Source organism: Nonomuraea sp. NPDC049725 (genome assembly GCF_040674795.1).
GTDB lineage: Bacteria > Actinomycetota > Actinomycetes > Streptosporangiales > Streptosporangiaceae > Nonomuraea > Nonomuraea ceibae.
Window position 1 is genome coordinate 63059 of record NZ_JBFANJ010000025.1, and the last position, 24854, is coordinate 87912.

Genomic DNA, 24854 nt, shown 5'->3' on the forward strand with positions numbered 1-24854 from the left:
ATCTACCGCCGCGCAGCCCTATAGCGCTTGAGCAGAGCCGTCACCTTGTCAGGGTCACGGGCGCCGTTCAGCTCGTCGAGCAGGTCATCAGGGCACAGCTCATAGAGATCGCCCCACCACCGGCGCACCTTGTTGTCCCAGATCTGGTAGCCGCCAGGCACCCCCCTGGCCACGTAGCGCCTCCTCACCACCCGGCATCATCCTCGAACTCCCACTCTCCGATCCGGCCGATCTTCAAGGCCAGTTCACTCCACGTAGGCGCCTCCAGCACGGCAATCCGATCGCTCAGCCACTCGGTCACCTTGTCGGGATGAAGTTCGCCAACGAAGAGCCAGTGCCGGCCAATCAGAAACGGATGATCCTTGAGCTGCTCAGCCAAGGCCGACGGAGTGCAGACGGTGAGCTGGAATCGTTCCTCACCTCGTTCTCCCTGAGGGCCGACATACATTTCCAGAAGCATGCAGCCGTGAGCCGGATCGCCACCCGCCCCGAGATCGACCCAACGAAACTCTCCCACTCGCGCTCTCACAGCCCCATGATCCCTCAAGACAAGCCGTCGTCCGGGCACCACGGGACTGAACGCGGACCATTCCAGACCCAAGTACGCGCCGCCTTTCATCTCGACGAAGGACATCGCGCACTACCCCACCCTCCTAACCGGATAAACAAGAATGAGATCCACCCCCGGCCGCGTATACAACCGCAACCGATAGCGGCCGGCCCCATTACGCGCGAGATTGGGAAATCGCACGTTGCTGGCCGACAATCTCTGCATCACCAGGCGACCCGATTCGCTGACGATATCCGCCTCGACCACCTTGTCCCAGCCCTTGCGTCGAAGAGGCGGCGGGGCCGAACGCAATGCCTTCGCCGTGACGCAGACCGCCCAATCCTGGCTGGGCGTGAAGAACAGAGCCAGCTGCCCGCTGACCTCCATGGCGCCGGGCGAGTCCGCGTTCCAAATCACCTCCGCGTCGCTCCCGGTGTCCGCTTCCGCGTCGTAAATGCCGTAGGGCTGGCCGTCCCAGTCGTAGTAGGACGCGGTCGCCTGGAATCGAGTCCGCAGCGCGGGCCAAGGGTCGCGGCACAGGGCGTCCTCCTTACGCGCCTCGCGCTTCAACTGGTCGCGTACGGCCCTGTCCTTCTCCGCCTCCTGCTGGTTTATCTGAGCGGTGGACAGCAACAACTCCGGATGCTTCCGCCCGATGACGTCCGGACAGAGCAGCGCGAGCAACGCAGGCCGTGCCTTGACCGGCTCCCCTGCCGCGAACCTGATGCACGCCCCTCGGCCCCTGCTGAGCAGTTCCTGGTCCGAGACATCCCGATCAGGCTTTCTCACGTTGCACAGGTAAGCCCGTTCACGCTCATGAACAGGGAGGTCCGCAACTCGCGGCGGCCCCAGCCGCGCCAAGCACTCCGTGAAGTCGATGCTCTGCCAGGAATAGGTGAGCCGTGGCTCGGTCTCGGACCCGACGACCATCAGCAAGGGAACCATGGCCGCAGCCCCGACCCCCGTCGGCACCCGGAAAGGCGCCTCCCGCCCCACCTCACGGTTCAATTCATGCGCGGTACGCGCCAGCCAGACGACGTAAAGCACATTCATGGCCTCGGCGATCGACTCGATCGTGCTCCCGCGCGTAAGGGAATCCACCAGTTCGACGAGAAACGCACTCCCGAACGTGCCCCAGCCGATGTACTGCGTCGCCCGAGACCAACGCCCGTCACGCCTCTGAGCGAGCAGAAGCATCACCATCACGACGAACCCGGCCACCCCCGCAACCAAGAGAGTCACGCCGTAGGCCGGGCTCACGAACCGCTGAAGGACCGAATCATCCGCCAGCCGGGCCACCAGCGGCAACACCGACTCCGCCAGCCCGAACACAAGCAGAGCCAGCCGAAACAGCCGCCCCGACCCGGCGAACACCACCGCCAACAGCACGAGCGCCGGCACCCAGAGCACCAGCCCGATGATCACCTCGACCGTGTCAGGCAGAAACGAGGGAATCACCAGCCAAGCGACGTTGGCGTACAGCAGCGTCCGCAGCCACACACCCGCCCGCCCCAACGGCGCACCCGCCGGCCCAGGCCCCCGCAGAACCTGCCAGAACATCCACGCGTTCACCAGCCCGACCAGCAGCAGCCCGCCGAGCACCGGCACCAGAGGAGACGCCCCGACGCTCGAACTGGGCGGAGACCACATGGTGACCAGCCAGGCCGGCGTCGCAGTGCCGACCACCAAGCTGACGACGATCGCACCGAGCGTGACGACCAGGGAGACAGAAGCTGCCCAGCGGTATAAGCGCATAATAAGCGATGATCGTAGTGCAACTCATCAACCCGAAAGCTCGACCCCGCAGGCCGAACAGCCCGCCCTTGACGACCCATTCAAAAGCACAATGCCCGCCTCTTTTCCAGAGGCGGGCATTGGTGAAGGTCAGGGCAGGAACACAGGGGCCATCCCTACGCGTCCTGGCACCACATCCAGCCGTGGTCCGAGATCCAGCAGCGGTAGTACCCCTCATGCTGCATGGCCTGAGCGGGGGCGCTCGCCATTCCGATCGTAAGGACGGTGGTGACAGTCATCAGTGCGACAGCAACGAACTTTCTCATGAAGCTCATGCAACACGAGCATTCTTGAAAGCCTCTTGTATCCAACTGCAATGGCGTACGTCACAGCGCGCTCGCACAGGTGACCGCGCCCCTACCCGCCATCAAACGGTCAGCACGATCGTCCAGCAGTGCTCCCGGCTACCACTCGCCGCGAGGGGTCACAGCCGGATCGCAGGCTTGGTCTGCAGCACGACCGGCTCCTTGCGATCCTCCCGGAACCACAGCTTCAGCCCTTCGTAGCCGGACCGCAGGCGCTCAACCGACAGCCGCCCGAGAGGCCGCAGCCGGTTGACGTACGTGATTCTGATATACGCCTCACCCGCCGTGGGATCGATGGAGAAGAGCACCGATATCGCGCCTCGGGTGAGTTGAAAGGAGTGGAGGCCGACTGGCCACTGGACGTCCTCGTACGCGCCCTGCGGCTCATCCTCGAAAAGCCAGATCAGTTCCGCCAGCTCACGGATCTCCATGTCGGAACCATGCTCATGAACAACCCATGGGCACTGCCCTCCGGGAGGCTACGTGGAGGGTGCCGATTCCGCCGTCACTGGCCGGCGCTTCAGGCGGGTCACCAGTGATCCCACCCATGCCAGCCGTACCAGTTCCCCATGAGATGCCGGTAGGAGTCGTCGGCCGTCTCTTCAGGCTCCCCCACGGGCAGGAGGACGAAGCTGGTGTTGCTGTCGATGGCCCACTCCTCACCGATGAGGCAGGCACTGCCGGGGACGTATTTCGAATCCTCCAGCCTGAGATAGGGAAAGGCATCGCATATCTGATACAGCCCCACCCACTGGCAAGTGGAATCGCGTGACGTTTCGGCCGTCGCCGTTCGGGCGTACGCTTCCAAGCTCGGCTTCGAGATCGTGAACCGGAGCCATAACGAGGCATCCGTCACCAAGGCAACCGCGACACCCGCGACGATGAACACGGGTACCAGCCAGCGCATTAATCGAGGCTGTGCCGTACCGTTGCTCATCGCCATGCTGAACCGGATCACCCAGATCACCCACAGCGGGAGCCCGAAGAAGAGACCCACCAGGAACATTTCGAGGACGTACCAGTGGGGGACGCTCGCCCAGTACAGAATGACGCCGGCCACGGCGGAGAACGCAGTGAGATACAGCCATCCAGGAGGCTTGTTGAACATGCGCCACCTTAACGCCCTCAACATCATCGGCCAGATGCGTCGGTGGATTCCGGCGTAGTGGCTCCCGGCCCGAGAAGGCTGACGCCGCACGGCGATCGGCATGATCACTCCAGCGCTGCGACCGAGGCCATCTCCAGCACTCTCCAGAGGAAGCACTCCCCGGTGGTCCCGAAAACGCAGACAAGACTTGACGAGCACAGAAACCAAAGGCAGAGCCGACGAGGAGGCTCCCGAATCCAGATCGATGCCACTCCCTCCACCAGCGTGCTCGGTGGCGGTAGCCCGCTGGGGAACTCGCCTGCAACACGTAGCGAGCACGCTCAGGGATGGCGTTCGGCTACGACAATCATGTCTGGGTCGTCCCGATTCCTCAGGATCCCATCGATCCACTCGTCCCCGGTGCGGATCTGGTGGAATCGGAACACGACGCAGGTGTCGTTCGCGCTGATGACGCATCGGACGGGCACCAGCTCCGGCAATGCTCGGATGAGAGCGAACACGCCCTCGGCTACGGCAAGGCCGAGTCGGAGCAGCAGGGCCTGATCTTCCAGGCTGATCTGGGGCTGTCCATCGAAGCTCTCCACCTGTATCGGCGTAGTCCTCCAGGTGGAAGGCGTTGACGTTCCACTCGTAGCCGGACAGATCCGCCCAGCCCATCTTGGCAATCGCCGCCGAAGCAGAAGCCGGCGCGCCCACCCATTGGTCAACGTGCTCGGTGAATATCCAGGCGGCACATAGCCCCAGGATCTGCCGCAGTGCAGATCAGCGTGACAGCCACCCTGTCCGCGTCTCCCGCGGCTCTCCCTCGTTGACCGCCCTTACGGGCAACACATCGGGTACGCCTGCCAGGCGCCGATGGCTGCAGTTCGTGACCGTTCCTATCGACGCCATGCTCCTGACCTGCGGCTCCAACTTATCAGGCAGCCTCAACCAGCGAGATCATTGCACATATATTGCACGGTCCCCCGGACGCCACCATGAGACGCTGAACCCTGTGGATCAACCCGCTGAGGCAGTCTTCCCTACGGACAAGCTAAGCGCGCTTCGCCTTGGCAGATCCCTCGTCGCCGAAGTCGAGGCGAGCGAGCCGCAGTACCGGGCATGGATCGAGATCCGCCCCCTGCAAACTGATGCCGACGATGCCGCCCAGCGACAGGGCTGGACCCGTAATGACGAGAGACGCAGCTTCCAGCTCACACACTGCGAATACGTCACCGAGCACCTCGGCGGCTGGGACTACGACATCGGAAGCAACGAAATCAAGCGCACCCTCGCCACCGACGAGGCCGCCCTTCTCACCCTGCTCCAGGATTGGGGGGTAGCGCCCGATCGGTTCGCCTATCCCTGGAACACCGACTTCCCTGCCTAGCGGACCCTTCCAAAGTGGAGCCCACGGCCGTCGGATCAGAAGCGGATCGCCTTCATTGCGCACCGCTCGTTCGCTGACCCGCGAAACACCGCACCACCCGCACCCGTCCCGAACCCTCCGCCGTCCCGACGTCCTCGCCCCATCCCCGGTCTCCGAACTCGTCGCACGACGAGCCAGACGACAACGACCCTTAGGAGGGCACCTCGGCCCGGCCCCCGTCGACTACGCCCGCCGCGTCGCCGACGAGCACCACACCAAACAAGGAGGACCCATCACCCGCGACGCCCTATGCACCCACCTCGGCGTCTCCTAGGTGTTAGCAAGATCGCACGGTTGTCCTGACAAACGAAAAGCCCCTGAACCGGAATCACCAGTTCAGGGGCTTCTTCATTCAGAGCCGACGAGGGGAATCGAACCCCTGACCTTCTGCTTACAAGACCCCCAAACGATCTTCATGGGCGTTCGGACACGTTCGCCACGCTGGTCACCCACCCTCCGGCTGTTCAGCCCTGTTCACCTCAGTTCATAAGCGTCCGTTTGAGTGGCTCCCAAGGTGGCTCCCACAGAGACCTACTCGTACAGGTGGGCGACGTGGATCTGAAGAGCAAGCGACTGCCATGTCAGCGGGTCGACGTCGTCCTTGAACGGAGCCCCTTCGCGAAGACAGCCGTCCGCAAGCCAGGCCGCCCACGTTCTGAGAAAATCGCCGACGTACATACTGCTCCAACGCCCATCGACGAACTGCTTGCCCTCGCGGCGCTGCCGCTCCCAGTCGGCACGATCGGCGTCGACGTCGTCCGCCATGATTTCCAGGTAGGCGGCGAAGTCTCGCATGTCCTGCACGTGGGCGACGTCGGCAGGTAGCTCATGCGGTGATGTCATGAGGACGAGGGTAAGAGGGGACTGTCAGCTTGGGAACTCTTTCAGGATCATGGACCTTACGCAGAGGAAACGCTGACCTGGCCGTATGCCAGTCGAGCGACCGTGAGTCCCCGCGACCTCCTGATGGTCGCTACGAGAACGGGCACGCAACGGGCACGAGAGACTACAGTCGCCCAACTGGTGCCCACCTTCAGGGCCAGGCGGACGAAGCTGTGACACTATGCGATATATGCCCAAGATGATGTTGATGGCAGTTACCTGCGACGCTGATTCGGCCGCAAGATCGTCTGCTACGTAGTACGACCAGATGCAGAGATGTGACGGCCCCCCATCAATGCATCTGCGCTAGAGCCCTCATGGGAGGTATAGTCCACGTTCGTCCTATCGATCTACAGCAGGATTAGCAGTGGCGGCGATCAGTGTCTGAGCTACAAGAAGACGCACAGTCCAGCGACGAGCGCTTGAAGCTCATGCTGGTGCAATGGCTCCGAGCGAATGGGTATCGAAAGCTTTGCAAAGGAGAAGTGCGAAATTACGAGAAGAAGAGTAAGGCCATCAGTGTCAATATAGTCTTATCAATTCTGCTCGGCCTCACTATTTTCACCTTTTATCGCCTCGACTGGTCGCTATGGGCTTCCGCTGGCGTAATATTGGGAGCCTTTGGCGTTATTGTGATACTACATATAACGCTAAAAGTGCCAGCTAAACTGGGAACGTACGCTATCCTGTACCTCTGGCTCGCCTTGGGTGGTTGGCAGTTGTGGATCGGAGATTCCAAAGGCCTGCTCTTGAGTCACGCACTTCCCTTTCTAGTGATTATCGGAACAGGAATATCCTTCAGATCTCTTCGACTCTCTTTCCATGTGCCATTGTTCGTCCCCGTTGCACTGATCGTAGTGCTCCTGCCCCTCCTTACCGAGGACCCATGGAGGCTAGCTGCAACCGCAGGGGCTCGGTTGGCATGGTTGGCCGGAGTGTCAATCTTACCCTTGGCCGTTCTCTTGGTAATACGGCTAGCGAGATTGCAAGTGGTTCCGGTCTTCCAGTTCGCCGCAGAAAAGATTGACAACAACGCGAATCGGGTAGAGGAATTATTCAGGCAACTCAAGAAATATCAATCAGACACGCACGGCAAGTCGCAGCCGGAGGAACTTAAGGCGCGGCTTTCCGAATGCTACGCCTCACTATCTTCGGAAGATGCAGGCCGAGCAGTTATGGCGGCAGATCGAGCCTTCCGATGGCGGGCGGTCCGCAGATTTGTGTCGCTCATCGTCGGCGTGCTGCTAGCGGTATGGGCACTAATCTATATTCTTGCATGGGCGGCTGTTCCAGAGCCTCTCGCAGCCGAGTGGTCTAAAGAAGCTGTATCGATGGCAACGCTTGATCTTCTAGGTTTTCAATTGGCTTTACCAGTAGGACCTTATGTGCTGGTTGCTACAATGCTAGCTACTGTGGCCTGTGTTGGATTTCTAGGATTCGCACTCACCGACGACCAGTATTCGACTGCTCTTTGGGATGCACTTGTCAACGGTCCTGCAGAGGCTTATCTCCTTGCAGCCGTTGCCTACATCCGGCTGTCAGGCGCCACATCGATCGATGAGTCGGTCGACTCCTAGACCGCCTAATCTTGCAGCCCATCGACACCATATGAATATCGACGCTCTGAGCCCGGCGACGTTGATCAGCCACGTTGCTCGGTGAGCCGTGCTGAGGAACGAAGCACGGATCGTCGATCGCCCTCAGCGATCTACGGCGACCGGCCATGCAGTGGCGATCGTAGGGCTGCATCTGTGCGGCGGCGTGGCAACCGCGGTCGGAGCGTTCGGTCCGTACGGCGGGGCTGGCGTGCGGTGCCCGGCCCGGTGTCCCGCCGCCGTCCGGGACCGGCCCCCAGGCCGCACGCCCGGACGGCGGGCGGGCGGAGGGCCGGGGGTACGGCGGCGCGCCGCGCCGCCGCTTGATACCTACAAGGACAATTCGGCAATGCGACGCCTACGGAGCACAGCACGTCAGTCGAGTAGATCGGGACGGTGGCTGGTGAGGGCTCTGCGGGCGGTCACGAATCGCTCGTGGAACTGTTCGGCAAGGACTTCTCGCCGGTAGCGCTGCCGTAGCAGGCGGTCGAGATCTGCGGCGCGGTTGACGAGGTCGCTGAGGGACCGTCGGTCAAAGTCGAATGCGGCCATCCCTGCGTCAACGGCCGCGTCGAGGTCGCCGCGCCGGGCGTGGACGATGCCGAGGTCAATGTGGGCGTCGGCAACGCGCATGGGTGCGTTGGAAGTGCCGTCTGGTCGGGTGTGCATTTGGATGGTTTCGCGGGCGTGTTCCTCGGCGCGGTCGTCGTCGGCGAGCCAGGTGTAGCAGGTGGCAGCGTAGAAGACCCACTTGGCATGATCGAACACGAAGTGATGGTCCGGGTGCTCGGGCATGGGCAGGCTGCCGAGCACTTCGGCTCCGCGAGTCAGGGCGCGATCAGCTTCGCGACGGTCACCGATGCGGGCCAGGCCGCGAGCCTCCTGCAAGGTGAGTTGCACCATGGCGCTGCTGGTGCCGGCCACTGCCTGCCCCATCCGGGCAGCGGTCACGACATCTTCGTAACGGCCTTCGACCAGGGCGAACCACGCGGACATCTCATGCGCCCAGCCCACTAGCTCCCCGTGCCCGACCTGGCGGCCCATCTCGAACGCGGTCCGTCGCGCGGTCTCGGCCTCTTCCCTCTCCCCCAGGTCGTAGTGCACACAGCCAAGCAGGGCGGTCAACCATCCGGTGATCACCAGCAGTTCGCGATGTTGATCAAGGGTGAGGCGTCCGGCGAGTAGGTGGTTGATCTGGGCGAGGCGCTTCTGTGTACGGTCTCGGAGTGTGCCTGCGGGCACGACCGGATAGGCACGACACAGCAGATCGACGGCTTCGGCCAGGGCTTCCAAGGTTCCGGTCCCCACGTCGGACGCCTGAAGTTGCTGGGCGAGTTCCATGGTCCCGTACAACTCGGCCTCGGCCCGCAGCGCATCGACCGGCATAACCTGGGCCTCGATGAGGCGACTGCCTGTCTGCCTGTTCTGCGAGAACCCCAGTGCTTCCGGTTCCAGACCGGTCAGTTGGGTGAGGGCTAGCCGGTAGGGCGTGCGGGGCCATCGGACTTCACCGGCCTCCCAGCGCCGGACTCGTTCCTCGTCACACGCCAAGCGCTCAGCAACGCCGACTGGTGTGGCGTTGATTTTCTCGGCCATCTCCCAGCGGGAGAGACGCTGCTCATTCCTCCAGGCACGTAGCCGCACGTTCGGGACGTAGTCGGGCATCTGCTGGCCTTCCTCCCGGCTGGGGGCTCGAAAGGGGGAACGAGGGGGCCGTTCAGGGGGGCCTGCTGAAACTCGGTTGCCGGTGGACTTGTCATCAATCAACCACGGTACGTCACGCGGCTTCCCGCCACAGGGAGCGCCGGATGAACGAGGAGATGGCGACGGTGATCCGGCCTGATGAGAAGAGTGAGACATGGCCTTGCCCGGCTTGCCGGGGGCTTGGGGTCAAGCTGCGCTATTCGCGCCGTGCGCTTCTCATCAGTGACAGCGACAGAGATGAGTTCTCAAGCAGGGAGCGGGAGTGTCTCGACTGCCTCGGAAGCGGCCGGGCCGAAGGGAGCGCGAAATGAATTCGATCATGGCGGCAGTAGGCAAGCTTTCCTCCGAAAGGGAAGAGGCCAATGCGCTGATCCGGTTGCGGGATCGGCTCGTAAGCCTCGGGGTCAACGCCGAGCTACGCGACAGCAACACCGCGCTGATGGTGCATCGGCCCGACCCGGGTCTGCCGGTGTGGGTGTTCGTCGGCTACGGCGGGACCTACTACTCGTGGCAGAACGCCGAGAAGCGCCATCCGACCAGCGATCCGGAAGGCGCGGCGAACGTCCTGGCGGAGTACATCGCCAGGTGAAGACGGGCACGGCAAGGCGGAGTGATGGGGTCCAGCCGGGAGGGAACGGACCGCCACCCACGCCTTGCCGCGCCGCCCATCTCCGGCAGGCGACCTCAGCGGCGCCCCCGCAGCTACCTTCCCAGGCCGGTCGCTGCGCCGCCTGCCGGGTTGCCTGTACGGCTCCGTTCCGGCAACGGCGCGTCGCTCATGCTCGCGCAAGGCACACCGCTGCACGTCGTGTCCGAAGTGCTCGGCCACGCCAGCATCGCGATTACCAAGGACGTTTACGGACACCTGCTGGAAGGTGATCGGCGCGCAGCAACGGAAGCCATCTCCAGCGCCCTCCTGGGGAAACAGACCCCGGTGGCTCCCAAGGTGGCTCCCACAGATGCCGAAAGCACCGGTTGAAGATCAGAAAGCGCAAGGCCCCTGACAGCATTACGCCTGTTCAGGGGCCTTCGAGCTGCAGAGCCGACGAGGGGAATCGGACCCCTGACCTTCTGTTTACAAGGGCAGGGCAAGCGCCTGGTGGATCATCCTCAGAGGTGTCTGAACAGCAGGCTCAGCCCGTCTTCATGTGATCAGGTAGGTCGCCGTTGCTGTACGGGTTGCTGTACAGCAACGCATCATCCGTCGGCGTTCTCAGCAGGCGGGGCGGGCTGCTGTACGTACGTGCCCTTCCCATGAACGCTCCGGATAAGGCCGCGCTCGCGTAGCTCCTTCATCGCGCGGCGAACCGTCATCCTGGCTACGCCGTACTGCGCCGCGAGATCCAACTCCGAGGGGAGGCGCTGCCCAGGTCTGAGCTCACCCCTGTCGATCCTGCCAGCGATGTGGTTGGCCACGACCATGTAGACGAGTTCGGGCCCCTCGCTGTCGATCTCTGGATAGTCGCTGTCCTCCGCCACGCTGCACAACATAGATGCCCTCTGACCTGCAAAAACACCTAGATGCCTCTGCAGAGGTATAGAGAGGTCTATATTCGATGCGTGACCGACGAGCAGGACGCGCAGGTTGTCGACCTAGGCGATTTCCTCGATTGGGAGTGCCCGGCCCTGTCCCCCATCCGGCGCGTGCCCGCGCCAACCACATGGTCCTCGCTTGGACGCCGCTTGCGCCCGAGACGTACCGCGTCCATGAGTTCACCTGCGCTTGCACCGCTGTCTACTACGAGCTGATCTCGCACAGCGGCACCTATCTAATCCACAAGGTCGTACAACTCGCCATACCTGTGCACGCCTTCGCCGGCCCCTGGATCCACGTAGAGGCTCGTCGCTGCTGGTCCATGCTCATCGTCGGCGAGGCTCGATAGGAGGAAGTCACGACCGGCAGCAGCCGACAAGCCGGTGGCAAAGGATCGACGAAGTCGATCTGCGGCAGCGATCGCCCCAGCCCGAGAGGTCGGAACCGAAGTCAGCGATCGTCACGGCCTCGACCACTTCGATGCGAACCCTGGCGTAAGGTGTGCCCGCTCCTGATCACTGGATGCGGCTCGGCGATGCCAAGTGTCATGTGGATGCCGTCCGTTGCCCTCGGCCACGCTCCTGAACCAAAGAGTCCGCTGAGTTTCGCTGACTTCCTCGACCGACAACCTGCCAGCGAACCCTCCGCACACCTTCAGCAATCGCATACACGAGCAGTGCGTGGATACTGACGGCTATGGTCATTGTCGACGCCGTACTCGAGACCTATGACGCGGATGGCTTTACCGCCTGGCCGATCGCGGAGCCGTCGAGCGACCGCCTTCTCACCCTCTCCGGCCTACTGTCTCCCGCCGAGGTAGGGACGGCCATGGCCGTCATATTCAGCTACAACGGCATCCCCGTCACCCACGCCGCCAGGCTGACCGACGCGCATCTGGAACAGCATCTCGCCGAGGCGGAGGGCCTGATCGCTCCGGGCGGGCTGCGCTTCCACGACACCACCACGGGCGTCAGCATCGCGCCCGGCTGCTGCTTCGGCTTGGAGAACTGGCGGGATTGGTGGGACATGACTCGGGGACAAGAACCCTGGTTCGGCCACGACCCCGCGCCGCACATCACACAGCTGGGTCACGTCATCCAACTCCGGCAGCACGACGGGGACTCGTCGTCCGTCGAGATCACCCGCGATGAGCTCGCCGGCCTGCTCGCTACCGCCCAACAGCACCTGACTGGTTTCCTCAACCTCGCACGGCAATGGGCGACGACCACCACCCCAGCGCTGGCCGACAGGCTCATCACAGCTCTCGACCGATACTTGCTGATCACTATGACGAAGTAATCGCATGCCAAGGCCGTGACCCCTTCGATGCGAAGTCACTTGCTGCCGACCGCTATCCGCCCAGCCATGCCACACGCCATCAGCGTTCAGTCTTCAAAAGTCCGCGAACGTCCGCAGCGGTACAGCTCGATCGTCACTCACCTCATCAAGCAAGTCCTTGCGCGTGAGCGAGCAAACATACTGTAGTCCACCTGAGCACGCGGCATTTATCTAGTTAAGCGAGCCTGACGAGCTATAAATCAAGGCTCTTGATCGCATCGGCCAAGTTAGCGGCAGGATAATAGACAAACTTCTTGTCCACTCTGCGCTTCTCCAAGAATTGATACCGCTCCAATTCGACGAGGTCTTGCCGTGCGGTCTCGGCCGAGACCCGATGTGAATTCCGATGCGACTGCACAGTGTATTTCGCGCCAGGATTCTTCAAAGCATTATGCAACAGGGCTAGCTGTCGAGAGTTGAAGTGACTCGTATCACGCTGCAGCCTCACGCGAAGATCTCGAACCTCGGCCATCTTCCGGGCTAGATACTTATTGAGCCCCTCTATGGCTCGATGCAGAACCTTCAGATTGAAGAGAAGAAAGTACGTGAGATCATTCTCGTCGGTCTCCACATATAGAAATGCTCGCCCGTATTGAGCGTGCGATTTCTTGATGATACTGGAAATTGATATGAACTCAGTAAGCCAGTAGCCTTGATTCAGCATCGACCAATAGAACAACAGGCGGGCCGTTCTGCCATTACCGTCCTCAAACGGATGCTCATAAGCGAGCATAAAGTGTATAATAATTGCTCGTATGACGCCAGGGAGATACCCATCGCCGATCTTGCCGTTGGCAAAGTCGCATAGACGCGCCATCCGCTCAGGTATGAGTTCTGCTGACGGTGGCGCATGCAGCAACTGATTCTCATTGTCATACACGCCAACCCGTGGCTCGCCTGGCCCCTGAAACCTTCCTGCACCTGCAGGATCATCTAGTGTTCCCTCAGTGGCGATACGTTGTATTCGGCAGATAATTTCCGGCGTAAGAGGCTCGTCCCGAATCTCCCCGACAAACTCCATCGCATGGAAGTTGTTGAGGATCATCCGCTCGCTTCTATCTCGAGGTTCACGACCCGAACGAATCATCTCTGTCGCAACACGCTTTTCCGTCCGAGCACCCTCAAGCTGGCTCGAGGTGATGGCTTCCTCGATAAGCGAGTTTATAAGATATCTATCACGCGTCGCCGGATTGGTTACTTCTTCACTGAGGCTTATCCGGCCACCGGTGTGTATACTAACGAATTCAGTTTCGCGTAGGACCTCATCGGGGAGCGAGTAAGTAAAGGGGGCGCCCTTCTCGTCAGCCAACGGAATAGACCGCGCCGTGCTTCTACGGGCGAGCTTCATCGATGCCCACCACTCTTCGCGATTCAGGTCGCCAGGAGCGGAGCGATGCCTAATTTCATCCCAATGAAAGTATCTTTGACTATTAACAGCGCCCAAGGGGTAGGCTCCGACAACTTTCGAAAGAAAGCCAGAAGTAGCCATAGTCTCTATTATTTGGTTAAGGGGCGGCGGGGATTCCGGCTTCCGCATCGGACCTCCATAAGGATTAGATATGCCATTTGGACTGCTTGCCCAACCTAGACCATTATGCGCGCATATATGCCATTGGATGCACCCCAATCCACTAGCATGCTCCCAGCATAACCACTACGCACTGGAAACAAGGAGTACGGCTAATGGGCCCCCAGCTAACGCTCCACATCTCCCAACGTTGGGAGTTGTAGCAGGAGACCATCCGGACGGCCCCCCAACTCCCAGCCAACTCCCAACATCTCCCAACGTTGGGAGTTGTAGCAGGAGACCATCCGGACGGCCCCCCAACTCCCAGCCAACTCCCAACATCTCCCAACGTTGGGAGATGTAGCAGGAGACCATCCGGACGGCCCCCCAACTCCCAGCCAACTCCCAACGTTGGGAGATGTAGCAGGGAATCATATCCATAGTGCTAGGTTCTGCTATCGGCGCTAACGTTGCCTAGCTTCCGAAGCCTCTGCAGCCGAAGCGACGTGTTGGCTACAGTCGCGTCTCCGAAAGATTCACCATTCCACTCCCTGATCACCTCGTACGCCGTCGACTCACCGCGTAGCGGCAGCGGGCCGGGGACGGAGCGTCAAGCTCGGCTTCGCGTGTACGTTCGCCGGTCGCCGTTCCTCGATCATTTGTTGCCCTGCGGTCAGAGCCGGGCTTGATACGGAGGAGCCGGTCTGCTGGGCTTGCCTGAGTCGATGGTGCGCGAGGTGATCAGTCCCCAGCCACCCATCTACGTTCAGGCCGTGTGGTGATCACCTCGGTTTCGGAGTGCTCCCGCCGGAGGCATGTCTTGGCCTCATCGGCTCAGTCCGGAAGTCGGCATCGTCGTGCCGGTGAACGTTCTGTACGCGGCTCTGTCTGCGTCCGTTGGTGCGGCGGGGTGGCCGGGCGGGACCGGCCCGGAGAGGCCGCACGCCCGCCCGGACCGCCCGGCCGCCCGCCGCCCATCGGGCGGCGGCTTGATGACGTAGGGAAGGTATGAATCACGCACCGCCCCTCACTGCTACTGACGCGCCAGCTCGGCCATGCTGTCGGTGACCGCGTCGGCCCCCGCCTGGATGAGGCTGTCAGCCTTTCCCGGCTCGTTGGCATAGGCGATGCTGCGAGTTCCTGCGTTGCGCGCGGCCACCATGTTCTGGGCCTCTGTATCTCGGCGCTCAAGCAGCGTCGCGAAGTACAAGACGAGGCCCACGAAAAGGCTGGTACGAAGTGGAACGACTCGGCCCTGGTGTTCACCACAAAGTACGGCACACCCATCGAACCGCGAAATCTCAATCGCGCCTTCGAGGCTCACTGTAAGAACGCCGGTGTCCCGCGCATCCGCGTCCACGACACCCGGCACACCTGCGCTTCGCTTCTGGCCGCCCTCGACGTCCACCCGCGCGTGGCGATGCGCATCCTCAGGCACTCACAGATCAGCGTGACCATGAACGTCTACACCCAGATCCCAAGTCTGGAGACCCGCAAGGCTCTCGACAAGCTCAGCCAGAGCCTGCGCGGCTAATCCCTACTCCACGAGCAGGGCCTCATGAACCCAGGGGCCCTGCTCCGTGGCTGGTGAACGATGTTATGAACCAGCAACAGGGGCTTATCCGCAGGAATACACCGATATGTGACTTCTCGTAGCGATTGCCGGGAAGCAAGTTCAGGCATGCACAGTTGGGCAACCCTTTTGCCCTTGTCAGCACTGGAGATACAACTTCTCCCACGGGGCCACAACACCCTCCGAAGGATCAAGAACGGCGACTCTCCAGATGGTTGTCCAGTGCCCGAAGTGCGGCCACAAGATCTACCAGCGCCGCACCGTCCGGCGGCGTTCCATCGACCCGAGTGCGCTTGTCGAGCGCCCTCCTCTCCTCGAAGAAGGCGGATGGCTTACCACTGAGCAGGTCGCGGCTGAGCTGTCTATTAAGCCCACCAGTCTGGCGAGCATGATCTCCCGCAAGAGGTTTCCGAAGGCAGACTACAAGTGGAGGAGGCGCAATTACTGGAAGCCCTCCACCGTGCAGCGCTGGCGGCAGGAGTCTCGGCAGATCGTCTTCGAGCCGGCCGGCGGCTGGCCTCACGAAGTGTCGTCCGAAACGCCTCCGCGGGGAGAAGGGGGTAGGTTCATCAAGATCGAAGCGGTCGAAATCACCGTCCGTCCCTAATGGTTGCGTCCAAGACACTCGGACCGATAACTCAGTCACAGCGCGCTGACGATGCAGAGTTTGTGCAGGCGAATAGTCAACGGCGCGACCGTGATGGCAGAGCCTGCTAGCCGCAGGCAGTGACCGTTGCTGTATCCGGCTGCTGTATGAGATCCGAAAAGGCCCCCTCCACATGGTGGAAGGGGCCTTTGAGCTGCAGAGCCGACGAGGGGAATCGAACCCCTGACCTTCTGTTTACAAGACAGATGCTCTGCCGATTGAGCTACGTCGGCACGGCCTACCAGTGTAGACGCTCAACCACGTCGGTGACGAGCGACCTCGTACAACGTCACTCCCGCGGCCACTCCCGCGTTGAGCGACTCCGCCGCGGCGGCCATCGGGATGCGGGCCACCACGTCGCACTGTTCGCGTACGAGCCGGGACAGGCCCTTGCCTTCGGAGCCGACGACGACCACCAGCGGCTCGCCGAGCAGGTCGACGTCGCCGATGTCGACGCGGCCCTCGCCGTCGAGGCCGATGACGAAGAGGCCGGCCTCGCGGTATTCGCGCAGGGCGGCCGTCAGGTTGGAGGCGCGGGCGACGCGGAGGTTGGCGAGGGTGCCGGCGGAGGTCTTCCAGGCGCCGCCGGTGACGCCGGCCGAGCGGCGTGAGGGGACGAGCAGGCCGTGGGCGCCGAAGGCCGTCGCGGAGCGGGCGATGGCGCCCAGGTTGCGCGGGTCGGTGACGCCGTCGAGGGCCACGATGAGGGGCGTCTCCGCGGCGTCGTGGGCCAGCTCGACGAGCTCCGACGGGTGGGCGTAGTCGTAGGCGGGGATCTGGAGCGCCACGCCCTGGTGGACGGCGCCCTCGGTCAGCCTGTCGAGCTTGTCGCGGGTGACTTCGAGGAGGGCGATGCCGCGCTCGGCCGCGATCTTGATGGAGTCGCGTACGCGGTCGTCGTTGTCGATGCGCTGGGCGACGTAGAGGGCGTTGGCGGGCACGCCCGCCTGCAGCGCCTCAAGGACGGGGTTGCGCCCGCCGATGTGCTCGGGGGCGTCGTCGGAGCGCTTGGCGCGCGGGGCCGGGCGGCGTCCGCTGCCGCCGCGGTCCTCGCGGGCGATGCGCTCGGCCCTGGCCTTGTCCTTGTACCAGTGGCGCATTTCGGCGGGCGGGGTCGCGCCGCGTCCCTCCAGACCGCGCCGTACCTGCCCACCGGTGCCCTTCGAGGGGCCCTTCTTCTTCGCGGGCCTGCCCGACGCCCTGCCACCAGCTGCCATGCGTCCAAGGGTAACGGGTCACGCCTGGTGGCTGAGCTCCCAGCGCGGACCGTGGGGGGTGTCCTCGACGGTGATGCCGGCCGCGGCGAGCTGGTCGCGGATGGCGTCGGCCGCCGGGTAGTCCTTGCGGGCGCGGGCGGCCTTGCGCTGCTCCAGGGCCACCGCGACCAGGGCGTCGACCACCGGCTTGAGGTCGGAGCCGGCCGAGCGCCACTGCGGCGAACGGGGGTCGAGACCGAGGACGTCGAGCATGTTCTGGGTTTCGGCGAGCAGGCGGGCGACGGCCTCCTTGTCGCCCTTGGCCAGCGCGACGTTGCCCTCGCGGACCACCTCGTGCACGACGGCGAGCGCCTGCGGGGTGCCGAGGTCGTCGTCGAGCGCGTCGGCGAACGCCTGCGGGAGCGGCGCGTCGGCGTCGACATCGTGGATGACCTCGGCCGCGCGGGTGACGAAGCCCTCGATCCGCTGGTAGGCGGCAGCGGCCTCGCGCAGCGCCTCCTCGGAGTATTCGATGGAGGAGCGGTAGTGCGGCGCGGCCAGGTAGTAGCGCAGCTCGACGGGGCGCACCTTCTGCACCATGTCCGGGATGAGCAGCGAGTTGCCCAGCGACTTGCTCATCTTCTCGGCGCCGATCTTGAGCATGCCGTTGTGCATCCAGTAGCGGGCGAAGCCGTCGCCGGCCGCCTGGGACTGGGCGATCTCGTTCTCGTGGTGCGGGAAGATCAGGTCGATGCCGCCGCCGTGGATGTCGAACGTCGGCCCCAGGTATTTGGTGGCCATCGCGGAGCATTCGAGGTGCCAGCCGGGGCGGCCGGGGCCCCAGGGGGTGGGCCAGGTCGGCTCGCCCGGCTTCTCGCCCTTCCACAGGGCGAAGTCGCGCAGGTCGCCCTTGCACGATTCGTCCTCGGTGTCGGCGGCGGGGCGCATGTTCTCCAGCCGCTGGTTGGAGAGCTTGCCGTAGTCCTCCTCGTAGGAGCGGACGTTGAAGTAGACGTCGCCGCCGGAGGCGTAGGCGTGGCCGCGCTCGATGAGGCGCTCCATCAGCACGATCATCTCGGGCACGTGCCCGGTGGCGCGCGGCTCGACGGTGGGCGGCAGGCAGCCGAGCGTGTCGTAGGCCCAGGTGAAGGCCCGCTGGTTGCGCTCGGCGATGACGAACCAGGGCACGCCTTCCGCGGCCGCCACCCGAATGATCTTGTCGTCGATGTCGGTGACGTTGCGGCAGAAAGTCACGTCATAACCGGAACGTGTCATCCACCGGCGCAGCACGTCGAAGTTCACGCCAGACCGGATATGTCCGATATGCGGCGGAGCTTGCACGGTGGCACCACACAGGTAAATCGACGCCCGGCCGGCTTCGACCGGTACGAATTCGCGGATGGCGCGTGTGGCGGTGTCGTAAAGGTGCAAGCTCACGAAGGCAAGGCTAACGCCTCTTCACCCCCGTAGCGTGACCTTCTCCGGCTTGATACGCACGATCACCCGCTGGGCGCCCGGCTTGTCATGGAACGGCCCGCCCGTGTACTTCTGCGACAGCTCCTGAATGAGCGCGCCCTCCGGGTCGTCCTCCATGGTCACGCGCCCCCGGACCTCCACGTACCGGTACGGGTCGTCGGGGTCGATCACCAGCAGGCTGGTGCGCGGGTCGCGGTCGAAGTTGCGCGGCTTGCGGCGCCCCTTGACGGTCGAGAACAGCACGTCGTCGCCGTCCAGACGCACCCACACCACGGTCGACTGCGGTGAGCCGTCGGGGTTCACGCTGGTCACCGTGGCGAAGTTGGGCGCGTCGAGCAGCTTGCGCGCTTCCTCGGTGAGCTCGGTCATGTCGCTCCTCCAGATCGGTCCGGGCTGTCATTCTTCTGTAGGCTCGAGACCGCCATGGACGTGACTCCCCCCTCTACGCTCCGCCGGCTGGGCATCGCCCTGGCCGGGCTCGCCGTCGCCGCCCTCACCGGGGCCGCCTGCGCGCTCTCGTTCGACGACCTCAGGGCTCTCGCCGTGCGCGGCGAGGCCAGGCCGGATCTGGCCTACCTTTACCCGGCCGGGTTCGCGGCACTCCTGGTGGTCGCGCTGATCGGCGTGCTGCTGCTGCGTTCGGCGCGGACGCTGGTCCGCGTGCAGGCGGCGGTGGTGCTGGTGCTGCTCCTCGTGGCCGCGGCGGCGGCGGACGCCGCGGTGGCGCTGCGGGTGGAGTTCCAGGTAGCGCCGACGGCCGTCGGCGTGGCGATCGCGCCGTGGGTGATGCTGGCCGTCGCGCTGTGGCTGTGGCTGCTGCTGATCAAGCACGTACAGGATCGCCGGACGTCCGGCGGCGGCGAGCGGCCGGACGAGGACGACATCGTGCCCTTCCACCGGGCCCCGGAGAACGCCCCCGAGATCACGCCTGACACCGCCCCGGCCGCTCCGCAGCAGGCTGCCGCGCCGGCGGCCGAGGAGCCGCGAGGCCGGCTGGAGCCCACGCCGGTCGTCGGCCCCACCCCCGCCCCGGAGACCCCGCCCATCTCGGAGCGGGTGACCCACTGGCAGGCCCAGGAACCCAAGGCTCAGGGGCCCAAGGCCGAGGAACCCAAGGCCCCGGAGCCCGAAGCCCCGGAGCCCGAAGCCACGGAGCCCGAGGCCGACGAGCCCGAGCTCCAGGAGCCCGAGGTCCGGCGACCCGTGGAAGCCGCTCCTCCGGAGATCCTGCAGCCGCAGGAGGAGGAGCCGCGCCGTCCGGTGCGCTGGGGCGACCGGGTCAAGCCGACCGACGTGCTGGTCCACCCCAAGGCCACCGGCAAGGACGCCGACACGCAGCCCGTCCCGGTCGTCGCCGACGTCCCCGATCCCGCGCACGGCCCCGAGGCCGCCGACCCGCAGTCGAAGGACGACGAGCGAGACGAGCGAGACGCGCTGGAGGACACCGCCCCGCACCCCGTGGTCACCGAAGTCCAGGCCCAGGCCCCGTCGGGCCGCCTGCGCAGCACCCCGCTCCCGCCCGAGGAGTGAACGGAACGGGCCCGCCCGGCATGACCGGACGGGCCCGCGAGAAACCGTGGCGGCGTCAGATGCTTCGTCCGCTGCCGCTGCCGCGGCGTAGCCCGGCGACCAGGCCGACACCCACGATGGCGAGCACGACCTGCATCACGAGCTCGATCCAGTCGATGCCGGAGGTCGTCTCGACGCCGAGCACCTGAGCGATCAGCGTGCCGACGAGGGCTGCGACGATGCCGACGACGATGGTGAGGATCCACCCGATGGCCTGCCTGCCGGGAAGCAGGAGACGACCGATCGCGCCGATCACGGCGCCGATCACGATGGCGCCAAGGATGGATTGGATTGTCATGTCACAAACCTCCCCGTGAGGGTGAGCCGTTCATCCTCACGGGGTGGTGGCTACCCGTGACACGACGAATATGCGCGACGGTAAAGAATCGGCAGGTCAGACGGTTGTGCGGCCGGTTCCGGGGCCGCCACGCCGACCGCTGGTCGCCATGCGGGCCACGATGGCCACGCCTATCACCGCCAGCGCGAGCTGGAGCAGGTGTTCGATCCAGTCGATGCCTCTGGTGTCGGCCCAGCCGAACATCTGGGCGATCAGGGTGCCGAGCAGGGCCGCCACGATGCCGACGATCAGCGTCAGACCGATGGACATGTTCTGCCTGCCGGGCACCAGCAGCCGGGCCAGTGCTCCGACGATGGCCCCGATGACTACAGCGGAAACAATCGCGCCGATCATGTGTGACTCCCCCCGAGACGTTCACATGTCTCAAGGGGGCCTACCCGGCAAAAGTGAAGTTACCCCTGAAAGACGGCGGCCCGTACCGCGCCAGTGACGGGCCGCCGTCGCCCATGGACACCCCGGCAGAGAGGACGCGCGAGTCTCAGGAACGGTTGTCTCAGGAACGGTCGACGACGAGCGCCGTCGCGACGGCCGCGACGCCTTCGCCGCGCCCGGTGAGGCCGAGCCCGTCCGTAGTGGTCGCGCTGAGGCTCACAGGGGCCCCCAGAGCGGCGCTGAGGGCCTTCTCGGCCTCCTGACGCCGGGGGGCGAGTTTGGGGCGGTTACCGATCACCTGGACGGCCACGTTGCCGATCTCGAACCCGGCGGCGCGCACCTGGCGCGCGGTCTCCTCCAGGAGGGCGGCGCCGGACGCGCCGGCCCAGCGCGGGTCGGCGGTGCCGAACAGCCCGCCGAGGTCGCCGAGCCCGGCCGCCGACAGCAGGGCGTCGCAGGCCGCGTGGGCGGCGGCGTCGCCGTCGGAATGGCCGGACAGCCCCGTCTCGCCCGGCCAGTGGAGGCCGGCGAGATGGAGCTCTCGGCCGGATGCGAACGGGTGGACGTCGACACCGACGCCCACCCGTGGAATGTTCGTGTTCAGGAGTTGAGAACCTCGTCGAGCAGGGCTTCCGCCTTGTCCTCGTTGGTCTTCTCCGCGAGCGCGAGCTCACTGACCAGGATCTGGCGAGCCTTCGCGAGCATGCGCTTCTCCCCCGCGGACAGGCCGCGCTCGCGGTCCCTCCGCCACAGGTCGCGAACGACTTCGGCGACCTTGTTCACATCGCCGGAAGCGAGCTTCTCAAGATTGGCCTTGTAACGGCGAGACCAGTTGGTCGGCTCTTCCGTGTGCGGCATCCGCAGGACGTCGAAAACCCGCTCAAGGCCTTCCTGACCGACAACATCGCGCACACCGACGAGTTCTGCGTTTTCGGCTGGCACCTGGACGGTAAGGTCGCCCTTGTCGACCTTGAGCACCAGGTAGGTCTTTTCCTCACCCTTGATGGATCGCTTCGTGATTGCTTCGATCCGAGCAGCCCCATGGTGGGGGTAGACGACAGTGTCGCCGACCTGGAAAGTCATGTGACAAGTACCCCTTCCGCTGTACTCCAGGGTACCACGCATCCACAGGCTCCCGGAACAGTGAAATCATCATAACTGCAGGTCAAAGCCGCATATTGGGGGTTGACAAGCGGTCAAGCGTATGAATCGCATATCCGGACATGGCTAATGACCTGCGGGGGTGCGGATATGACCATGGAATCGGATCGATATGGTAGGCGCTGCCCATCCCGCACGCGCGAGACCCAAGGAGAACCCGCCCGTGACCAGCCGTCGCTGGATTGTCGCCGCCGCCGCGTTCCTGGCTGCCCCCGTACTCGCCGGCTGTTCGGTTGGATTCGACGCCAACACCAACAAGCCCTACGCGCCCGTCGAGGGAGCGGCCCTCATCGAGCAGGGCAGCTACGGAAAGCAGACCGTCCACATCCCTCAGGCGTTCATTCTCGGCCCCGACTCCGGCGGCCAGATTCCCTGGCGTGGTTCCGCCCCGGTCTACCTGCACATCCTCAACTCCTCGGGCACGCCCGACAGCCTCCAGGCCGTCAGCGCGGGCAACGCCGCCACGGCCAAGCTCGCCGCCCCCGTGCAGCTCCCGAGCAACCAGCTCGTCGACACGGGCAAGCCGAGCCCCCAGATCATGCTGGAAGGCCTCTCCAGGGCCCTCAGGGGCGGCGAGAGCATCCGCCTGGACCTCCAGTTCGCCAACGCCGGCGTCGTCTCCATGAACGTCCCCGTGGTCACGCGCAGCCGCGAGTTCGCCCAGTACCCGGCCGTCCCCGGCGCCGTCCCCCCGCCGACCCCCACTCCCACCCCGTCGGCGCCCGCGGAAGAGGCGCACTAGGACGCCCCAAGACACGGCAAAACCTCTGTTTCCCGTACGGGCTCCCGTACCGGAAACAGAGGTTTTCGTGTTGTATGCGGCTATTCCTCGACCGCGTCGAACTTGTAGCCGAGGCCGCGCACGGTCAGGATGCAGCGCGGGTTGGACGGGTCGGCCTCGATCTTCGCGCGCAGGCGCTTGACGTGCACGTCGAGGGTCTTGGTGTCGCCCACGTAGTCGGCGCCCCAGACGCGGTCGATCAGCTGGCCGCGGGTGAGCACCCGGCCGGCGTTGCGCAGCAGCACCTCCAGCAGCTCGAACTCCTTGAGCGGAAGCTGCACCTGCTCGCCGCGCACGGCCACGACGTGGCGGTCGACGTCCATCCGGACCGGGCCGACGGCCAGCACCGCGGTCTCCAGCTCCTCCACGACGTCGCCCTGCCGGCGCAGCACCGCCCGGATGCGGGCGACGAGCTCACGCGAGGAGAACGGCTTCGTCACGTAGTCGTCGGCGCCCAGCTCCAGGCCCACGACCTTGTCGATCTCGCTGTCCTTGGCCGTCAGCATGATGACCGGGACCTTCGAGCGCTGCCGCAGCGAGCGGCACACCTCGGTGCCGGGCAGGCCGGGCAGCATGAGGTCGAGCAGCACCAGGTCGGCGCCGCTGCGGTCGAAGGTGTCGAGCGCCTCGGGCCCGGTCGCCGCGACAGAGACCTCGAACCCCTCCTTGCGCAGCATGTAGGACAGGGCGTCGGAGAAGGACTCCTCGTCCTCCACGACCAAAACTCTGGTCATCTGACCGTCTCCAGGGGAATCGAGGGTGGTGCGGGCAGCGCCGTACCGCCGAAGGCGGGCAGGCGCAGCGTGAAGGTCGAGCCGGAGCCTTCCTTGCTCCAGACGGAGACCTCGCCGGCGTGCGCGGCGGCTATGTGTTTGACGATGGCCAGGCCCAGGCCGGTGCCGCCGGTGGCCCGGGAGCGGGCGGCGTCGACGCGGAAGAAGCGCTCGAAGATGCGTTCCTGCAGCTCCTCGGAGATGCCGATCCCCTGGTCGCTGACGCTGATCTCGACGCTGTCGCCGGCGGGCCGCGCGCTGATGACCACGCGGGTGTGCTCGGGGCTGTAGACGATCGCGTTGTCGATGAGATTGCGCAACGCGGTGACCAGCAGTTCGTCGTCGCCCCAGATGCGCAGCCCCTCGGTGCCGCCGGAGACGAGCGTGATGTCCTTGGCCCCGGCCCTGGTGTTGCAGTAGTCGATGGCGTCCTGGACGGCCTCGTCGATGGAGACCTGGCCGGGCGTGGGGATGGCCTCGGCGCCCTGGATCCTGCTCAGCGTGATGAGGTCCTGGACCAGGTAGGTGAGCCTGGCGGCCTCGTGCTGCATGCGCCCGGCGAAGCGGGTGACGGCCTGGGGGTCGTCGGCGGCGTCCTGGATCGTCTCGGCGAGCAGGCTCAGCGCGCCCACGGGGGTCTTCAGCTCGTGGCTGACGTTGGCCACGAAGTCGCGCCGCACGGCCTCGACCCGGCGGGACTCGGTCTGGTCCTCGGCGAGGACGAGCACCTGCCCGTAGGAGCCGAGCGGGGCGACGCGCACCGCGAAGCTGGTGGTCTCCTGCCCGAACTTGTGCCCGGCGACGTCGATCTCGGTCTCCCGGATCTCGCCGTCGCGGCGCACCTGGCGCGCCAGCGCGAGCAGCTCGGCCGCCATCAGCCGATCGCCCTTGACCAGCCCGAACGCGCGAGCGGCCGAGCTGGCGCGCAGCACCCGGTCCTGGCCGTCGAGCACCACGGCGGACGAGGGCAGCACGGCCAGCACGGAGGCGACGCCCTGCGGCAGCGCACCGGGGTCGTTGTCGGTGGCCGCACCGGCCCGGCTGGGCGCCTCGATCTGATTGCGGTAGAACAGCACCGCGAGAGCCCCCACGACGAAGCCGGCCAGGGCCGCGAAGCTCATGGCCATCTCACTCATGTCTTCGATGGTAGGCGGCGCCACGCCGAGGACACCCCTCTCACCTGCGGATGAACCCGGCTTTCCCGGAAAGTTCATCTCGGCGTAG

At 64.7% G+C, this 24854-nt stretch carries 28 protein-coding genes and 1 tRNA gene; 8 read left to right on the plus strand and 21 right to left on the minus strand.

Annotation, left to right across the window (positions count from 1 at the left end):
• Nucleotides 1–2: 2 nt before the first annotated feature.
• The 6 genes from AB0J53_RS41370 to AB0J53_RS41395 form a co-directional block, all read right to left on the minus strand.
• A complete protein-coding gene (locus AB0J53_RS41370; protein ID WP_364182858.1) occupies nt 3–188 on the minus strand; it encodes a hypothetical protein in 186 nt (61 codons plus the stop codon).
• Nucleotides 185–634 (minus strand): Imm8 family immunity protein, encoded by a 450-nt coding sequence (locus AB0J53_RS41375; protein ID WP_364182861.1) that lies wholly within the window; start codon nt 632–634, stop codon nt 185–187. Before AB0J53_RS41375 ends, AB0J53_RS41370 begins: the two co-directional genes overlap by 4 nt.
• Before the next feature lie 6 nt (nt 635–640).
• A complete protein-coding gene (locus AB0J53_RS41380; protein ID WP_364182864.1) occupies nt 641–2305 on the minus strand; it encodes a hypothetical protein in 1665 nt (554 codons plus the stop codon).
• Nucleotides 2306–2768: 463 nt separating this feature from the next.
• The gene (locus tag AB0J53_RS41385) at nt 2769–3080 is read right to left on the minus strand and encodes a hypothetical protein (RefSeq protein WP_364182866.1); all 312 of its coding nucleotides are present in this window, start codon (nt 3078–3080) and stop codon (nt 2769–2771) included.
• A 98-nt stretch (nt 3081–3178) separates the two neighbouring features.
• Nucleotides 3179–3859: a hypothetical protein gene (locus tag AB0J53_RS41390; protein WP_364182869.1), complete on the minus strand. Its 681-nt coding sequence runs from the start codon at nt 3857–3859 to the stop codon at nt 3179–3181.
• A gap of 218 nt (nt 3860–4077) precedes the next feature.
• Nucleotides 4078–4341: a hypothetical protein gene (locus AB0J53_RS41395; RefSeq protein WP_364182871.1), complete on the minus strand. Its 264-nt coding sequence runs from the start codon at nt 4339–4341 to the stop codon at nt 4078–4080.
• Between the two features lie 284 nt (nt 4342–4625).
• Between AB0J53_RS41395 and AB0J53_RS41400 the strand changes: the two genes are divergently transcribed.
• On the plus strand, nt 4626–5126 hold the full coding sequence (locus AB0J53_RS41400) for a hypothetical protein (RefSeq protein ID WP_364182874.1): 501 nt from the start codon (nt 4626–4628) through the stop codon (nt 5124–5126).
• A gap of 570 nt (nt 5127–5696) precedes the next feature.
• Here AB0J53_RS41400 and AB0J53_RS41405 read toward each other — a convergent pair.
• On the minus strand, nt 5697–6008 hold the full coding sequence (locus AB0J53_RS41405; RefSeq protein ID WP_364182877.1) for a hypothetical protein: 312 nt from the start codon (nt 6006–6008) through the stop codon (nt 5697–5699).
• Between the two features lie 461 nt (nt 6009–6469).
• Between AB0J53_RS41405 and AB0J53_RS41410 the strand changes: the two genes are divergently transcribed.
• Nucleotides 6470–7624 (plus strand): hypothetical protein, encoded by a 1155-nt coding sequence (locus AB0J53_RS41410; protein ID WP_364182880.1) that lies wholly within the window; start codon nt 6470–6472, stop codon nt 7622–7624.
• 393 nt (nt 7625–8017) lie between these two features.
• Here AB0J53_RS41410 and AB0J53_RS41415 read toward each other — a convergent pair whose 3' ends face one another.
• Nucleotides 8018–9307 carry a hypothetical protein gene (locus AB0J53_RS41415; RefSeq protein WP_364182883.1) on the minus strand — a complete coding sequence of 430 codons (1290 nt, stop codon included), beginning with the start codon at nt 9305–9307 and terminating at the stop codon, nt 8018–8020.
• Between the two features lie 346 nt (nt 9308–9653).
• On the opposite strand from AB0J53_RS41415, the gene AB0J53_RS41420 reads away from it, so the two are divergent.
• Nucleotides 9654–9935, plus strand: a complete 282-nt coding sequence (locus tag AB0J53_RS41420) for a hypothetical protein (RefSeq protein WP_364182886.1) — start codon at nt 9654–9656, stop codon at nt 9933–9935.
• Between the two features lie 189 nt (nt 9936–10124).
• Nucleotides 10125–10325, plus strand: a complete 201-nt coding sequence (locus tag AB0J53_RS41425; RefSeq protein WP_357592743.1) for a hypothetical protein — start codon at nt 10125–10127, stop codon at nt 10323–10325.
• Between the two features lie 218 nt (nt 10326–10543).
• Here AB0J53_RS41425 and AB0J53_RS41430 read toward each other — a convergent pair whose 3' ends face one another.
• On the minus strand, nt 10544–10825 hold the full coding sequence (locus tag AB0J53_RS41430; protein WP_364182890.1) for a winged helix-turn-helix domain-containing protein: 282 nt from the start codon (nt 10823–10825) through the stop codon (nt 10544–10546).
• Between the two features lie 751 nt (nt 10826–11576).
• Between AB0J53_RS41430 and AB0J53_RS41435 the strand changes: the two genes are divergently transcribed.
• Nucleotides 11577–12179 carry a hypothetical protein gene (locus tag AB0J53_RS41435; protein WP_364182893.1) on the plus strand — a complete coding sequence of 201 codons (603 nt, stop codon included), beginning with the start codon at nt 11577–11579 and terminating at the stop codon, nt 12177–12179.
• Between the two features lie 232 nt (nt 12180–12411).
• On the opposite strand, the gene AB0J53_RS41440 is transcribed toward AB0J53_RS41435, so the two are convergent.
• Together AB0J53_RS41440 and AB0J53_RS41445 are read right to left on the minus strand one after the other, a co-directional pair.
• Nucleotides 12412–13707, minus strand: coding sequence for a Fic family protein (locus AB0J53_RS41440; protein WP_364182896.1), 1296 nt, complete (start codon nt 13705–13707; stop codon nt 12412–12414).
• A 1051-nt stretch (nt 13708–14758) separates the two neighbouring features.
• On the minus strand, nt 14759–14947 hold the full coding sequence (locus AB0J53_RS41445) for a hypothetical protein (protein WP_364182899.1): 189 nt from the start codon (nt 14945–14947) through the stop codon (nt 14759–14761).
• On the opposite strand from AB0J53_RS41445, the gene AB0J53_RS41450 reads away from it, so the two are divergent.
• Nucleotides 14903–15259 (plus strand): tyrosine-type recombinase/integrase, encoded by a 357-nt coding sequence (locus AB0J53_RS41450; protein WP_364182971.1) that lies wholly within the window; start codon nt 14903–14905, stop codon nt 15257–15259. The two genes, AB0J53_RS41445 and AB0J53_RS41450, sit on opposite strands and share 45 nt — an antisense overlap.
• 845 nt (nt 15260–16104) lie before the next feature.
• Here AB0J53_RS41450 and AB0J53_RS41455 read toward each other — a convergent pair.
• The 4 genes from AB0J53_RS41455 to AB0J53_RS41470 form a co-directional block, all read right to left on the minus strand.
• A tRNA-Thr gene (locus AB0J53_RS41455) sits at nt 16105–16177 on the minus strand.
• A 21-nt stretch (nt 16178–16198) separates the two neighbouring features.
• Nucleotides 16199–17161 carry a 23S rRNA (guanosine(2251)-2'-O)-methyltransferase RlmB gene (gene rlmB, locus AB0J53_RS41460; RefSeq protein ID WP_364182902.1) on the minus strand — a complete coding sequence of 321 codons (963 nt, stop codon included), beginning with the start codon at nt 17159–17161 and terminating at the stop codon, nt 16199–16201.
• Nucleotides 17162–17179: 18 nt separating this feature from the next.
• Nucleotides 17180–18577, minus strand: coding sequence for a cysteine--tRNA ligase (gene cysS, locus AB0J53_RS41465; protein ID WP_357592760.1), 1398 nt, complete (start codon nt 18575–18577; stop codon nt 17180–17182).
• Nucleotides 18578–18598: 21 nt separating this feature from the next.
• Nucleotides 18599–18985 carry a PPOX class F420-dependent oxidoreductase gene (locus AB0J53_RS41470; RefSeq protein ID WP_219515679.1) on the minus strand — a complete coding sequence of 129 codons (387 nt, stop codon included), beginning with the start codon at nt 18983–18985 and terminating at the stop codon, nt 18599–18601.
• A 60-nt stretch (nt 18986–19045) separates the two neighbouring features.
• Between AB0J53_RS41470 and AB0J53_RS41475 the strand changes: the two genes are divergently transcribed.
• Complete coding sequence (locus AB0J53_RS41475; RefSeq protein ID WP_364182906.1) at nt 19046–20146, plus strand: hypothetical protein; 1101 nt, start codon at nt 19046–19048, stop codon at nt 20144–20146.
• 55 nt (nt 20147–20201) lie between these two features.
• Here AB0J53_RS41475 and AB0J53_RS41480 read toward each other — a convergent pair whose 3' ends face one another.
• The 4 genes from AB0J53_RS41480 to AB0J53_RS41495 all read right to left on the minus strand — a co-directional run bounded on the left by AB0J53_RS41480 (nt 20202) and on the right by AB0J53_RS41495 (nt 21998).
• On the minus strand, nt 20202–20483 hold the full coding sequence (locus tag AB0J53_RS41480) for a GlsB/YeaQ/YmgE family stress response membrane protein (RefSeq protein ID WP_219515705.1): 282 nt from the start codon (nt 20481–20483) through the stop codon (nt 20202–20204).
• 96 nt (nt 20484–20579) lie between these two features.
• A complete protein-coding gene (locus AB0J53_RS41485) occupies nt 20580–20876 on the minus strand; it encodes a GlsB/YeaQ/YmgE family stress response membrane protein (protein ID WP_364182909.1) in 297 nt (98 codons plus the stop codon).
• A 160-nt stretch (nt 20877–21036) separates the two neighbouring features.
• Nucleotides 21037–21498 carry a 2-C-methyl-D-erythritol 2,4-cyclodiphosphate synthase gene (ispF, locus tag AB0J53_RS41490; RefSeq protein ID WP_219515735.1) on the minus strand — a complete coding sequence of 154 codons (462 nt, stop codon included), beginning with the start codon at nt 21496–21498 and terminating at the stop codon, nt 21037–21039.
• A 17-nt stretch (nt 21499–21515) separates the two neighbouring features.
• Nucleotides 21516–21998, minus strand: coding sequence for a CarD family transcriptional regulator (locus AB0J53_RS41495; protein WP_043624891.1), 483 nt, complete (start codon nt 21996–21998; stop codon nt 21516–21518).
• Nucleotides 21999–22239: 241 nt separating this feature from the next.
• Here AB0J53_RS41495 and AB0J53_RS41500 point away from each other — a divergent pair, with 241 nt between their 5' ends.
• On the plus strand, nt 22240–22818 hold the full coding sequence (locus tag AB0J53_RS41500; RefSeq protein ID WP_308126136.1) for a copper chaperone PCu(A)C: 579 nt from the start codon (nt 22240–22242) through the stop codon (nt 22816–22818).
• An 80-nt stretch (nt 22819–22898) separates the two neighbouring features.
• Here AB0J53_RS41500 and AB0J53_RS41505 read toward each other — a convergent pair whose 3' ends face one another.
• Both AB0J53_RS41505 and AB0J53_RS41510 read right to left on the minus strand, forming a co-directional pair.
• The gene (locus tag AB0J53_RS41505) at nt 22899–23591 is read right to left on the minus strand and encodes a response regulator transcription factor (protein WP_357592766.1); all 693 of its coding nucleotides are present in this window, start codon (nt 23589–23591) and stop codon (nt 22899–22901) included.
• On the minus strand, nt 23588–24766 hold the full coding sequence (locus AB0J53_RS41510; protein WP_246646578.1) for an ATP-binding protein: 1179 nt from the start codon (nt 24764–24766) through the stop codon (nt 23588–23590). Before AB0J53_RS41510 ends, AB0J53_RS41505 begins: the two co-directional genes overlap by 4 nt.
• Nucleotides 24767–24854 lie beyond the last annotated feature (88 nt).

Coding starts and splice junctions, on each gene's coding strand:
- AB0J53_RS41375 (WP_364182861.1), bottom strand. CDS start 634: ATGTCCTTCGTCGAGATGAAAGGCGGCGCGTACTTGGGTCTGGAATGG.
- AB0J53_RS41380 (WP_364182864.1), bottom strand. CDS start 2,305: ATGCGCTTATACCGCTGGGCAGCTTCTGTCTCCCTGGTCGTCACGCTC.
- AB0J53_RS41385 (WP_364182866.1), bottom strand. CDS start 3,080: ATGGAGATCCGTGAGCTGGCGGAACTGATCTGGCTTTTCGAGGATGAG.
- AB0J53_RS41390 (WP_364182869.1), bottom strand. CDS start 3,859: ATGCCGATCGCCGTGCGGCGTCAGCCTTCTCGGGCCGGGAGCCACTAC.
- AB0J53_RS41405 (WP_364182877.1), bottom strand. CDS start 6,008: ATGACATCACCGCATGAGCTACCTGCCGACGTCGCCCACGTGCAGGAC.
- AB0J53_RS41415 (WP_364182883.1), bottom strand. CDS start 9,307: ATGCCCGACTACGTCCCGAACGTGCGGCTACGTGCCTGGAGGAATGAG.
- AB0J53_RS41420 (WP_364182886.1), top strand. CDS start 9,654: ATGAATTCGATCATGGCGGCAGTAGGCAAGCTTTCCTCCGAAAGGGAA.
- AB0J53_RS41425 (WP_357592743.1), top strand. CDS start 10,125: ATGCTCGCGCAAGGCACACCGCTGCACGTCGTGTCCGAAGTGCTCGGC.
- AB0J53_RS41435 (WP_364182893.1), top strand. CDS start 11,577: ATGGTCATTGTCGACGCCGTACTCGAGACCTATGACGCGGATGGCTTT.
- AB0J53_RS41440 (WP_364182896.1), bottom strand. CDS start 13,707: ATGGCTACTTCTGGCTTTCTTTCGAAAGTTGTCGGAGCCTACCCCTTG.
- rlmB (WP_364182902.1), bottom strand. CDS start 17,161: ATGGCAGCTGGTGGCAGGGCGTCGGGCAGGCCCGCGAAGAAGAAGGGC.
- AB0J53_RS41470 (WP_219515679.1), bottom strand. CDS start 18,985: ATGACCGAGCTCACCGAGGAAGCGCGCAAGCTGCTCGACGCGCCCAAC.
- AB0J53_RS41480 (WP_219515705.1), bottom strand. CDS start 20,483: ATGACAATCCAATCCATCCTTGGCGCCATCGTGATCGGCGCCGTGATC.
- AB0J53_RS41485 (WP_364182909.1), bottom strand. CDS start 20,876: ATGATCGGCGCGATTGTTTCCGCTGTAGTCATCGGGGCCATCGTCGGA.
- AB0J53_RS41495 (WP_043624891.1), bottom strand. CDS start 21,998: ATGACTTTCCAGGTCGGCGACACTGTCGTCTACCCCCACCATGGGGCT.
- AB0J53_RS41505 (WP_357592766.1), bottom strand. CDS start 23,591: ATGACCAGAGTTTTGGTCGTGGAGGACGAGGAGTCCTTCTCCGACGCC.
- AB0J53_RS41510 (WP_246646578.1), bottom strand. CDS start 24,766: ATGAGTGAGATGGCCATGAGCTTCGCGGCCCTGGCCGGCTTCGTCGTG.